Consider the following 12,068-nt stretch of genomic DNA (forward strand, 5'->3'; position numbering starts at 1 on the left):
ACCACTCTGTTTCGCGGGTATTTTCCCTTGCTCCGCGGGTAAACCTCTCTGCTCCGCGGGTAAATCTCCCTGCTTCGCGGGTAAACCTCCTTGCTTCGCGGGTAAATCACTCTGCTCCGCGGGTAAACCTCCCTGCTTCGCGGGTATTTTCCCTTGCTCCGCGGGTAGACCTCTCTGCTCCGCGGGTAAACCTCCCTGCTTCGCGGGTAAATCACTCTGCTCCGCGGGGAAATCGCTCTGCTCCGCGGGTATCCCCATTTCACCCGCTTTATTACGCAAGTTTAAATCGATTCACGACCTCTTGGAGTTCTTTAGAAATTTGGTTCATGTTGTTGATAGATTCTGCGACCTTTTCCATTTCTGCCTGTTGGTCTGCCGCTGATGCACTCACCTGTTCTGCAGAAGCAGCAGTTTCCTCTGAAACGGCAGAAATACTTTGAATCGCCGTAATGGCTTGGTCCTTTTGCTCCAACATTTGTGAAAGCTCTGACAATAGTTCATTAATTGCTGTTGCAATTGATTGAGATAGCTCGTTATTATCCTTAAAAGCTAACTCTGTATTTTGGACCGATTCATTTTGCGCTTGCATTAAGCTTGCATTGGAAGCAATAACGGATACCGTTTGCTTTGAATCTGCTAGAATGCTAGAGACTGTTTGTTTAATGACTTCTGTTTCGTTTTTAGACTGCTCTGCCAGTTTACGCACTTCCTCCGCTACTACTGCAAAGCCTTTCCCGTGTTCTCCCGCTCGAGCGGCTTCTATACTTGCATTCAGTGCTAATAGATTCGTTTGCTCTGTTATTCCTTGAATAGATGCAATAATTTGATTGATATTGTTAATATTGCTAGACAAAGATTCCATTTGACGTTGGATACGTCCATTCATTTCATTCGTTTCCGCATTTCGGTCACGTAAACTTTCCACTTCTTTCATGCCCTGCTCTGTAGAAGTTTGTGTTTTGATTGACAGCTCGTCCATTTGCTTTGACAGCCTTGTAATGGCGTCAATTTGGTCAGATAAATCAATCATTCGATAATTCGTTTCTTCTGTATCCTCTGATTGTTTTGATGCACCTTGCGCTATTTCGTTAATTGCGACAGATACTTCTTGACTTGATGCTACAATTTCATTAAAGGCTTCATGAACATGGTCGGATGATTGATTCAGCAATGTTGAAGAATTTAATACCGTATGTATGGCATCATTCGTCTTATCCAGCATATTATTATAAGCTAATGCAACAGCACCAATTTCATCGGATTTTATAAATTTATCATCTATTTTTTTCGTTAAATCGCCTTCTGCTGCTGTTTCAATAGATGTACGTAAAACCTTCAAAGGCTTCAACTGTTTAAATATAAACATCGCACTAGCAGCGGCCATTAAAATTACCATAATAATTGCTGATACAATCGTGAAAACAAGAATTTTATTATACGTTTCTAATATTTTGGAGTTAGGTAAAACTAATTGCACTGACCATACTTCGTCAATATTTTCTAACATCATTGGAGCAAAAGCATTAAAAGATTTTTCTCCAAGCTGCTTCGAGTCTATATAAAGACTGTCTGTTTTTCCTTCATCCATAGATTGTCTAATACTTGTCCAATCAACTGCATCCTGCATATTTGTCCCATCTAGCTTTTCGTTAATACTATTAACCGTTAACATACCCTGATCTGTAATAATGCCTGCATAACCACCATCTGGCTGAATGGAATCAGCTAATTCCTTTAAAAAGTCGATGGATAAGTCTGCCGTTAATACGCCAAAATATGTACCCGAAGCGTTAAACAGCGGAACTGAAATTGTCGTCATCGATATTGTTTTACCGTTCACATTATAATCATACGGCTCTGTTAATACAGCACGCCCTTCTCCTTTTGGTATCCGATACCAAGCATCTTCCGCTTTCGGGTCGTCAATTCCTTCTATAGGGTCTGTGTTGATTTGGTTGCCATCTTTAGTTAGATAAGGGATAAAGCGATTTTTCACATCAATTAATGCCGTATCAGTAGTTGGTCCAACTTTTACCGCACCGTTTTCTATAACGGCCCCTACACCCAGTAAATCATCATTATTCGTTAAATTCGTATTCAGTATATCCAATACACTTTCTGTCGAAAGCGCATCATTTTTTTCCATTGCTTCAACAATACGTTTTGTTGTTTGTAATGTATCATTAGCTTTTTTAAACCGTTCGCTCATTTTTGCAGCTGATAACTCCGCATTTTGCAGCGTTGCCTCCTCTGAATCATCGACACTCTGATTATGTAGAGTAGCGCTAGTTACCAATGTATAGGCAACAAATAATACTAAAAATACACCTAAAATTAAAGAAGTGAGCTTTAATGCAATACTTTTGGATTTTTTCATTACAAACACCTCCATTTTTATAAAATAATCATAATGTATCATTGCAAGTATCACAATAAAAGTTTCACTGAATTTACCAAGCAACGTAAAGTTTTCAATTAATAAAGTCTGTTTACAATCATATTTGTCGTAAATAAGACGTATTGAGATGTAAAAAACATCGGACCTTTTTACCTATTCAGCTAAAATATGCATAAAAAATCCTTAAGCTATGATAAAATTAAGTATAAAATATAGGAGGTTTGCCCATATGAAACACAAAAGAAACCTAGCCTTGCTTGCACTAGTAGCAGTACCTTCACTTATCTATTCAACACCTATAACGTCTGCCTCAGCTGCTGATCAATCGCCACATGCCAAGACTGCTTACATATATAATAATTACTATAATTCTAACGTTAACAACGTTATCCAGTTGATTTCCAATATTAATGATACATCCTTTTCGTTTCAGCCATACTTAGAAGCTGCACTAAAGGCATACAATGCGTTAACAGAAACTGAAAAGCAATATGTAACGAATTATGGGACACTATCCAATCATCAACAAACAAGAGTAAGTTATCGTCGACTAGCCGCACAAATTGAAGAAAAATTAGCTTCAGTTGAATCTACTTCTGTTAACTATTATCAAAATGTAATTGAAACGAGAGATTGGTACAACACGTTAAATGCTGCGCAAAAAACCTTTGTAAGTGACGCAACACAAAAAATACTGACGTCAACAATTACACCAAATACTTCCGTTGATAAAGTTGTTAATAAAATTCAATTGTTAAACTCTTCTCGACTTAGCTTCCATAAAGATGTGGCAGAAGCACGCGCTGAGTATAATGCATTACGAAAATTCTCCAATGTTGCTTTACCTGCAGGGATTGAAAAACAATTATTAGATGCCGAACAGGTCGTTATATTGGATAAATCCGCAGCGAAGCAAGTAGAAAATGCCATTGCTGCCTTATCGCCAAAAACATCTACAACACAGGATGTCCAAGCAGCAAAAAACGCTTTTGAAGCATTAACACCCGTACAACAACAGCTTGTTCCAAACGTTTGGAAATTAGTAGACTTTGTAAAAGGGAAATATAAACTGCCTGAAAATGGTCATACAATCGATACACCCACATTGTCAGACTCGGCAGCAGTACCAGGTAAAAATACACTAATGTCTAAGAGTAGAAGAAACACGTATAAAGCAAAAATTAATGTTGCTGATTCTGAAAATAAAAATGAACGTTTTGTTTTAACAACGAAAGCAAATATGGTTCTAATCATCCCACCGCTCAATACACTTGTTAATAAGGATTCAGGCGTAATGGACGTTCAGCTGACAAGAAATTTAAATCGCATTACTTTCCAAGCAATATTAAATAAAAAACCTGTTAAATTTGATGCAAATATCGAAATTATTTTAGAAAATTTACCTGACAATGCTTCCATTGTTCAGCTCAATGAATTCGGTGACCAAGAGCCTGTTTCCTATACAGTCAATGGCAATCAATACATTATTGAAACGCAAACATCTGGTACGTTTCAAATTGTTAGAAATTAAATATGATGATTCCCACACCCCCTATTGTAGGTTAAAACACTTTCAGTCATTTTATATGAATATGATTGAAATCACTCAGAACTACTAATGGTTGTGGGTTTTTTCTTCTATCAGGAATATCCCCTTCTCCACTCCAAACACGTTCTATTCAACCAATGCCCCTGCATCTTTCTTAACCAAATTTGACGTTGCTAATACATCATAAAGATAAGATTTTTATCATGGAGATGATATAGTTTTTTGCCAAACCTTAACGTTTTTATCCGTTCCATTTCAATTACTAGGAAAATTTTACGAAAATTATTGACATTAATCATATATTGGGAATATTCTTGAATAAAGTTTCCTTAAAGAAAGAATATAGAGATAAGGAAATATAATTAAAGAGGGGAATAAAAAATGACTACGGAAAAGAAATTAACATCACTTGCTGAATGTTCACATGGGGATTGTTTTGTAATAAAAGAGTTGAACATTGAGGGCACTTTAAGACGAAGATTGTTAGATTTAGGTTTTGTTAAAGGCGCTGAAGTTGTTGTGCTTCATAAAAGTCCTTTAGGAGATCCTGTTGCTTACCGTGTAAGTAACACAACGATTGCATTACGAAATGATGAAAGTTCCAATATCTTTGGCGAGATTGTTAGGGGGGATTTAAAATGAGAGCAAATACAATTGCTTTAGCAGGGAACCCTAATACCGGAAAAAGTACATTATTTAATACTTTAACAGGCTTAAAGCAACATACTGGAAACTGGCCGGGAAAAACAGTTATTCATGCTGAAGGATCATTTGAGTATAACGGAGAGCAATATGTATTGGTCGATTTACCTGGGACCTATTCGCTATTCTCCAATTCTACTGATGAAGAGGTAGCGAGAGACTATATTATTTTTGACCAACCCGATGCCACAATTGTTGTATTAGATGCCACATCATTAGAAAGAAATTTAAATCTTGCACTTCAAGTATTAGAAATGACCAACAATGTAATTATTTGCATCAATTTAATTGATGAAGCTGAAAAAAAAGGCATTCGAATTGATGAAAAGAAATTGTCCCGCGAGCTTGGCATACCTGTTGTTAAAATTTCAGCAAGGAATAAAAAGGGCATTGATCAATTATTAGCAACATTAAGTGACTTAGTGAACGGAAAAATAATGACGACTCCATATCGCATGACATATTCGCAAGAAATAGAAGATGCAATTACAAAAATTGAATCAAAATTAAAAGTCTATTTTCAAGACACCTATCCTTCCAGATGGCTTGCCCTTCGTTTACTTGACGGAGATGAGGAATTGATATTAAAACTTCAGCATCATAACAACAATAGACAATTGGAGGTGAAAACACATGACGTCCCAATCAGCGTTAAATCATAACTCATTACAAAGCATATTAGCTGAAGTGAAAGATGTTTCCAATGAAGACATTCGTGATGAAATTGTCAGCAATATTTACGATAAAAGTAAATCTTTATGTAAAAAAGTTATTTCAGAGAAACAGTCTGAGTTATACCGCTCAGATAAATTGGATGACATTTTTACATCGCGCATATGGGGATTCCCGATTATGCTGGTCATGCTTGGAACTATTTTTTACATCACTATTGCGGGAGCTAACGTACCATCTGAGATGATAGCAAGTTTATTTGGTTACCTTGAAACGCAGCTAACCTCACTTTTTGAGGCTTTACATGCACCAGAATGGCTACATGGTATTTTAGTACTTGGGCTGTTTAGGGGAACTGGGTGGGTCATTAGTGTTATGTTGCCCCCAATGGCTATATTCTTCCCGATTTTCGCATTGCTAGAAAACTACGGTTACTTACCACGAGTAGCATTTAACATGGACCGATTATTCAAAAGAGCGGGCGGGCATGGTAAGCAATCATTAACAATGGCAATGGGTTTCGGTTGTAATGCTGCTGCTATTCTATCTACGAGAATTATTGAATCCCCTCGTGAACGAATGCTGGCTATATTAACAAACAATTTTGTTCCCTGTAACGGGCGATGGCCGACACTTATATTATTAGCGTCTTTATTTATGGTAACGGGTTTTACCGGAGCGACTGGTACACTTTTAACAGCAGCCATCCTCATGGGATTTGTTATGTTAGGTATCGTAGTGACATTAACTGTATCATGGACTCTTTCTAAAACTGCTTTAAAGGGTGTACCAACCCATTACACATTAGAGCTCCCACCATTCCGAAGACCTAAGTTTTGGAATACGATTATAAGAGCAAGTATTGATAAAGCATGGAATGTCTTAAAAAGAGCTGTCATCGTAGCTGCGCCTGCTTCTATTCTGACTTGGGTATTCGCAAATATTTACATTGGCACTACGAGTATACTCATGCATTTTGTTAACTTTTTAGAACCGTTTGGTCATGCACTTGGTATGGATGGCTTTATTATGGCTGCCTTTATCCTTGGTTTACCTGCTAATGAAATCGTCATCCCTATCCTCATTATGGCGTATTTATCACAAGGAGCGATGCTAGAAATTGAAGATTTATCGAGATTGAAACAAGTATTTATCGACCAAGGTTGGACTTGGCTGACAGCTTTAAATATGATGTTATTCTCTCTCTTGCATTTCCCTTGTGGCACGACTTTAGTCAATATTTATAAAGAAACAAAAAGTGCAAAGTGGACATTTATGTCGTTCTTAATTCCAACTGTTATTGCCATTGGCGTAACATGGCTAATAGCGACAGTTGTTAGAGCATTTGGGTTGGTTTGAAGTAGAGTTTATTAACGCATCTTATACAAAAAGACACTAGCTATCACATTCAAGCTAGTGTCTTTCTAATTTTATTGTGTTCTAGGTTGAATTAATACATAATCTAAAGCTGATGAATCTTTTGATTTTGCGTACACAATATTTCCATACTTATCTTTCGTGAATAGATAAATTCGTTGACCTGTTTGGAATATATTTGTTTTACTTGAACTACCGCCTGTTTGAATTGCTGTAAAGGTCTCCGCCATACTTGCATCAGAAGGCGCTGTTATCTTACCTTTACCATAAGAAATGATTGCCCCTCCAGGAATAGACGTAAAGTTATTACTATCTGCCTTCGTAATAACATCCAGAACATTATCAGGCGTTAGAGCATTGTCTTTGTTCAGTACTGCATAGTAATACTGCTGATCCCACGTAATATCTGCATTTAGATTCGCAACAACTTGAACCTTCTTAGAAATTTCTTTATTATCTGGGAATTCCGTATCCGCTAATAATGTCGCAGAAGTAATTGTATTCTCTTTTGTTGGATATTTATACTCTGCTCGATCCTTACTAAATGTCCAGCCGCCTTTATCTTTCGCGGCAGCATTGACACTAATATCAAAGCTTTCTTTTACTTCGGTATTAAACGTGATAATGAGCTTGCGAGATTCCCAATCATTTGTACCCGTAACATCCTTCCAGCTATGTTTGTAAGTTGGTGTAATAGGCGTTGTTGTACCTGGTTGAACTAATTTAAAATCAAATCCTGTATCGACAGCTTCTGAAAATGTTACTTCAAATGTTTTGCCATCAATTCGTTTATAGATTGGATCTTCTACCTTTGGTGGTGTCCCATCTGAGAAGAATGTATATTTCATCTCACCATTGCCATTGCCATTCCCACGATCAGTCAAGGTTATCGTTTTATTTTGCTTCTCATCAAATGTGTAAACTTTTGATTCTTTACCTTTTTGCACCATCGTGACATTATTATATCGGTCTTTTACTGCTACATACAGCTCATACTCTTGATGTGGCTCAAGCGTTAAAGAAATCTCATTTGTACCTTTACGCATGCTGCTCGTAATTCCCTTAGCCATTACTTCTTCAGGCGTTGTTGGTCCAGGCGTTGGATCGCCAACCTTTCGAAGGACGTAGTAATACGAACCATTCTCATCTGACATAAATCTAAAGGTTGCTTTCCGATCACCTTCCAATATTTTAATTGACGTATTGTCAATAACAGGAGCTGTACGGTCATCAATTACATGTTTTGTTTGAATATCCGAGACATTTCCTGAACGGTCTCGCAACACCATGTAAATGGAATAGCTCTTAAACGGATCTAACGGCGGGATTGTATTAGGGAGAGGAACTGTTACCTTTTGTTTTCCTAATTGTGCTGGCTTATTGCCACCACTACCGATAATCGGGATATCTTTGCCCCCTACTTTAAATTTTGTTGCATTTAATTGTACAGCTTCGATTAATCCTAGACGGTCATCTCTTGTTAAATTTAAATCGGATTCCATAATTAAATAATGGTAGGTTCCCGCTTTTGTCGCATTAAATTCGACTAGTGTTTGGTCTTTAGCAGCGTTAATAGCAGGTTCTCCAATAATCGTTAAATATGGCCACTCACCGTCTTTATGAATATATTCTGCAGTATTGCGTGGAACAGTATTCACTGGTGTATTGTTAATATTTTCGAATTCATTACCGGCAAGGTCTTTTACATTTGGAGATATCGTTACAACCAAGTTATCGCCATTAACGAAACCTGTCAAAGAAGGGATTATGAACGTTAATCTTTTTTGAGCTTTATTATATACAACCTTTTCTGGTCGAATTGGTTTTTGTAATCCTTGATTGACAATACCTGTTCCTGTCAGTTCATAGTTTTCAACTTTTTCAGCTTCAATCGAATCTAATTCCTCACTGACCGTTACATAAAATTCATTTTTAATTTCATCTTGTAAAAAGAGTTCTCCACCCACAATATATGGAGGTAGATTGTCTAAAGCACCTGTTTTGAATTCTTTGATTGCTTCTTTTGGAATTGGATCAATTGAATTATTCCCTGAATCATCCTTCATCACTACGTATAGTTGATATTCTTGTTCAGGGTCTAAACCTGTCAGCAATCCAGAAATTCCTAATTTACCTGCAAGTGCCTTCCCTGTACCTGTTGGGTTAGCCATTACATCTGCAGTTGTCGGATCTGCGGCAGTTGTCTTTTTACGTACATAGTAGAAATATTCCCCTGGTTCACTCGCTGTAAATGTAAACTCTGCTCGTGTTCCACCATGTAGAGGGGTTACCATTAGCGATTTTACCGATGGTGGTGATGAATCTTTCATTTGGAACGATTGCGATTTGATATCTGAAGCATTTTTCGCTCCGTCCACTACCATGACATAGACAACGTATTCTTTTTTCTCACCTAAACTATTAATTTTAATGGTGTTTTTACCATTAACAGCCGATGCCGTGCCAGTTGCGACATTTTTATCAACCTCAATGCGATTAACCATTTCTCGTTTGGTTGGTACTTCTACGCCCTTTTCTCGCACAATATAGTAATACGTGCCTACTTTATCTGACGTAAACTCTACTTGAACATCACTACCATTCAAGACCGTTAACTTGGTAATATCAATTAACGGTTTTGTTTTATCCGCTGGCTTTTGGTTATCAATATCATCTTTATCGATTGGTTTACCGTCAGGATCTGTAATATTCCCCACATTATCTTTATCATTTAAGAAGTCATCAAAAATATTATTTGGCCCTTCGCCTTTTGGCAGAATTACTTTATCGATATATGTGTAATCACCGATATCAAGCCAGCCATATGCATTATCTACATAAAGCGTGCCTACGCGACCATCAATATACAGTTTTAAATCGGTATAGCTATTGTAATTTATCCAGTCAATATTGCTATCTCCGTATATTGTAAGGGCTGTTTCTGTATCTAAATTTAACGTACCGATATTACCTTGGATTTCAAACTCACGTACGTTTCCGATAATATCAACACGCGGTAATTTTGTATTTGTTTCAATTTTTGTACCACTTTGCGACACAACAAGTCGTGATACGGTGCTATTGTAAAACTCAATGTGCTTTTCGACATTTTTCATAGTCACTTTGTCTTTTGACCAGTTTTCGAAAGGCTTGTTTTTATCTGGATTTTTATTGGAATCGGTCCAATTTTGAAGATCGCCTGATGGGTTGCTATTAGAGCTTTCATCTTCTGGCTTCTCTGGATTTGACCAGTTGATAAATGAAAAATTATTGCTTGCTACACGGCCAATTGCTAATGGCTTATAGTAGGAAACATCTAAATGTAAAGGTGGACGAACTGTTTCATTCACTAACATTGTGCCAGTTAACGTGACATTATTGAAATCAATATAGTTCCCATTGACAACGATTGTGCCACCAAACGATTTATAGTCACCGTCAAACTGTAACTTTCGAGAGCTCGTCCCGCTTGCATTCAACGTTAACTTTGCAACTGAATAAATAGATTTCCCTGAAATATCTCCCTCAATAAATGCACCTTTTAATACATCTGCATTGTATTCATTGAAAATATGTGAAAGGTTTTCAGGTACTGAATAAGGTTCAGAATTTATGTAAACAGTATCATCTTCAACACCAGTAATCTTATAAGTTGATACATTCCCCTTCTTCTCTTGTGAACGAACAATAAAAGAAGCAATTTGACCTCGAGTTACTGCATTGAACGGAGAAAATGTGACAGGTGTTGTTCCTTCTGTAATCTTTAAATCTACTAATGTTTGAATATAGTAAGCATTGCTTGATTGGCTATTAATATCTTGGAAGCTATGATTAAAATTCGATGCTACCTCGAATTTAAAGCCCAGTACTAAAATTTTGGCTAATTGCCCGCGTGTAATTACTTCATTTGGCATAAATGAACCATTTGCATAACCAGACATAATGCCTGCATTTTGCAACGCTGCTACATACTTATAATATTCATTGCTCTTTGGTACGTCTTTAAAATAGGGATCTTCTACATTTTTTAAATCTAACTTTAAAACTGTAGCTAGCATTTTTGCTGCTTGACCACGAGTTACATTTTGATTTGGTCGGAATGTTTTATCTGCAAATCCACTAATTGCACCTTGAGCATATAATTTTAAAATATTGTCATAGTGACTTGAATATTGGTTAATATCTACAAATGGTGAAGTAGCTGCTGCTACTTTTTGTGGGGGTGGTACGACAACAGCAATCCCGCTAGTAGCAAAAACAGTTGCGATCAGTGCTTTGTTCACTTTTTGGATTTTTGTTTTATCCATCTCACTCTTCCTTTCACATATAAATGATTCGCACAAACTTCATTTTCATCATACCCTTTATATCGACAGGTAGATAGCGAACCTTCATAGTATTTCTAAAATAATGGAAGAAAGTCTTGCCCAAATCGAGTAGGCGGGAGTGATTAACTACCGACCTCTCACACCACCGTACGTAAGGTTCCGTATACGCCGGTTCAATTAAGATGAATAATGCAAAGCTTCATAACAAACTTGCAGACTTTTCAGCCCTTGGCTTTCCCAGTAGGAATTGCCGAGGGTTCTGTGTAATATGAGACTTTTAGAAATGCACCAGTACCCTTTTTTGGTATTCCCCCGCTCATATGCTTTCCCGTAAGGAACGTTTATGCGAGTAAGGTTCCTGACTCTTGTTCAGGGTTTCTTCCAATTCTTCCATAAGCACTTCGTAATGGGGAGAATTGCTAAAAGGATTTTTTAAAAATGATCGTTTGTCAAATTAAGTGCAACAGTTCTTCCCGAAACGCCTCGTATGCTGTTTTCCAACCAAGGCATTTCCTTAGTCGATGGTTGATGAAATGGAGTGCTTGATTCATGTCATCTAGTGTCACGTGATCGAAATTCGTTTTCTTAGGGAAGAACTCGCGCAGTAAGCCGTTGCCGTTTTCATTACTGCCACGCTGCCAAGCAGAATAAGCATCCGCAAAATAGACTTGGATGTTTAGTTCGTTTTCCAGCACATTGTAACAGCTAAATTCTTTTCCTCGATCGGTTGTCGCCGTTAGGATTGCTCCTTTGGGCAATTGTTGGTGTAACTTTTTGATGGCTGCTTCCATTGATTTTGCAGAACGGTCTGGCATCAAAATGCCTGTATACCAACGGGTTTTACGCTCAATAAATGTAGCGACACAGCCCTTTGCTTGCCCACGTCCAGAAACTACTGTATCTAACTCCCAATGGCCAAAGGTGTCCCGTTTACGGACTTCTTTTGGACGTTTTGAAATAGGCGTGCCGATGTTGAAACGTCCTCTTGTTTCACGAGGTTTCTGGCGTTTTCCTTTTTGACGAAGTACCGTTAAAGGTAAAT

The 12,068-nt window shown here is 37.5% G+C and carries 7 protein-coding genes and 1 pseudogene; 4 read left to right on the top strand and 4 right to left on the bottom strand.

What is annotated here, in order from left to right; translation table 11 throughout:
* Positions 1-271: 271 nt before the first annotated feature.
* Entirely contained in the window at positions 272-2,377 is a 2,106-nt protein-coding gene (locus tag C9J37_RS24810; RefSeq protein ID WP_107897546.1) for a methyl-accepting chemotaxis protein, read from the bottom strand.
* Positions 2,378-2,627: 250 nt separating this feature from the next.
* Between C9J37_RS24810 and C9J37_RS24815 the strand changes: the two genes are divergently transcribed.
* From C9J37_RS24815 to C9J37_RS24830, 4 genes are all read left to right on the top strand, one after another.
* On the top strand, positions 2,628-3,929 hold the full coding sequence (locus C9J37_RS24815) for a hypothetical protein (RefSeq protein WP_107897547.1): 1,302 nt from the start codon (positions 2,628-2,630) through the stop codon (positions 3,927-3,929).
* Positions 3,930-4,328: 399 nt separating this feature from the next.
* Complete coding sequence (locus C9J37_RS24820; protein ID WP_107897548.1) at positions 4,329-4,589, top strand: FeoA family protein; 261 nt, start codon at positions 4,329-4,331, stop codon at positions 4,587-4,589.
* Complete coding sequence (locus C9J37_RS24825) at positions 4,586-5,311, top strand: FeoB small GTPase domain-containing protein (RefSeq protein ID WP_107897549.1); 726 nt, start codon at positions 4,586-4,588, stop codon at positions 5,309-5,311. Before C9J37_RS24820 ends, C9J37_RS24825 begins: the two co-directional genes overlap by 4 nt.
* On the top strand, positions 5,283-6,680 hold the full coding sequence (locus C9J37_RS24830; protein WP_107897550.1) for a nucleoside recognition domain-containing protein: 1,398 nt from the start codon (positions 5,283-5,285) through the stop codon (positions 6,678-6,680). The genes C9J37_RS24825 and C9J37_RS24830 overlap by 29 nt, the downstream gene beginning before the upstream one ends.
* A 71-nt stretch (positions 6,681-6,751) precedes the next feature.
* Here C9J37_RS24830 and C9J37_RS24835 read toward each other — a convergent pair whose 3' ends face one another.
* The 3 genes and pseudogenes from C9J37_RS24835 to C9J37_RS24840 form a co-directional block, all read right to left on the bottom strand.
* Positions 6,752-11,005, bottom strand: a complete 4,254-nt coding sequence (locus C9J37_RS24835; RefSeq protein ID WP_107897551.1) for an S-layer homology domain-containing protein — start codon at positions 11,003-11,005, stop codon at positions 6,752-6,754.
* 198 nt (positions 11,006-11,203) lie between these two features.
* A pseudogene (locus C9J37_RS29170) lies at positions 11,204-11,425 on the bottom strand (group II intron reverse transcriptase/maturase); the annotation flags it as partial.
* A gap of 50 nt (positions 11,426-11,475) precedes the next feature.
* Positions 11,476-12,068, bottom strand: a 593-nt coding sequence (locus tag C9J37_RS24840; protein WP_107897552.1) for an IS30 family transposase, incomplete at its 5' end; no start/stop codon positions are given.

Source organism: Lysinibacillus mangiferihumi (genome assembly GCF_003049665.1).
GTDB lineage: Bacteria > Bacillota > Bacilli > Bacillales_A > Planococcaceae > Lysinibacillus > Lysinibacillus mangiferihumi.

Coding starts and splice junctions, on each gene's coding strand:
- C9J37_RS24810 (WP_107897546.1), bottom strand. CDS start 2,377: ATGAAAAAATCCAAAAGTATTGCATTAAAGCTCACTTCTTTAATTTTA.
- C9J37_RS24815 (WP_107897547.1), top strand. CDS start 2,628: ATGAAACACAAAAGAAACCTAGCCTTGCTTGCACTAGTAGCAGTACCT.
- C9J37_RS24820 (WP_107897548.1), top strand. CDS start 4,329: ATGACTACGGAAAAGAAATTAACATCACTTGCTGAATGTTCACATGGG.
- C9J37_RS24825 (WP_107897549.1), top strand. CDS start 4,586: ATGAGAGCAAATACAATTGCTTTAGCAGGGAACCCTAATACCGGAAAA.
- C9J37_RS24830 (WP_107897550.1), top strand. CDS start 5,283: ATGACGTCCCAATCAGCGTTAAATCATAACTCATTACAAAGCATATTA.
- C9J37_RS24835 (WP_107897551.1), bottom strand. CDS start 11,005: ATGGATAAAACAAAAATCCAAAAAGTGAACAAAGCACTGATCGCAACT.